Here is a 786-nt window from a genome sequence, read left to right as displayed (position 1 = left end):
ATCGTCGCCAGTAGATTTAACGTCATCCAGAATCGTTTTGACCGTCGCATGAACGTCATGATCAAGCTGATCATCCCATGCAACCAATTGCTTTACAGCAGCTTCAAAATTATCATCAGTACTGGATAAACGTTTAATATCTACCATTGAGATTTTCCTGTGTTAATAGTCATAACTCACCGAAGGTCAGCTTTGATAGCTTTATTTAACGGCTTTCTTCATTTTTTCAATAATTGGTTGAATTTGTGCGTGCTTCATTTTCATTGACGCACGATTCACAACAAGACGAGTTGTAATATCAGGGTGAATCATTTCCCTTGGCTCCAAGCCATTTGCTTTTAGGGTATTTCCGGTATCGACGATATCGACAATTTCATCAGCTAAATCTAATAGGGGCGCCAACTCCATCGCCCCATACAGCTTGATGATGTCAGTCTGAATACCTTGCTGCGAATAGAATGCTTTAGCCAGGTTTACAAACTTAGTGGCAACACGAATTCTTCCCTTAGGGCTAACACTACCTTTTTTCGCAGCAGTCATTAACTTGCATTTGGCAATACCTAAATCTAATGGCTCGTATAGGCCATCCGCGCCATGTTCCATTAGGACATCTTTTCCGGTAACACCGATATCTGCGCCGCCGAATTGAACATATGAAGGCACATCGGTGGCCCGGAGAATAATCATTTTCACATTCTCTACAGTGGTATCAAAAATCAGCTTTCGACTACTGGTGACATCTTCTAGCGGCTCGATTCCAGCCTCTTTAATCAGCGGAAGCGTCTC

1 protein-coding gene is annotated in these 786 nt (G+C 42.5%); it reads right to left on the bottom strand.

The annotated features are described in order from the left end of the window. Nucleotides 1–201 precede the first annotated feature (201 nt). Nucleotides 202–786 (bottom strand): ATP phosphoribosyltransferase (gene hisG, locus A3761_RS07745; protein ID WP_068750072.1); only part of this gene is annotated, 585 nt, incomplete at its 5' end.

This window comes from Oleiphilus sp. HI0123 (assembly GCF_001635315.1).
This window is presented reverse-complemented; position numbering and strand designations above follow the sequence as displayed.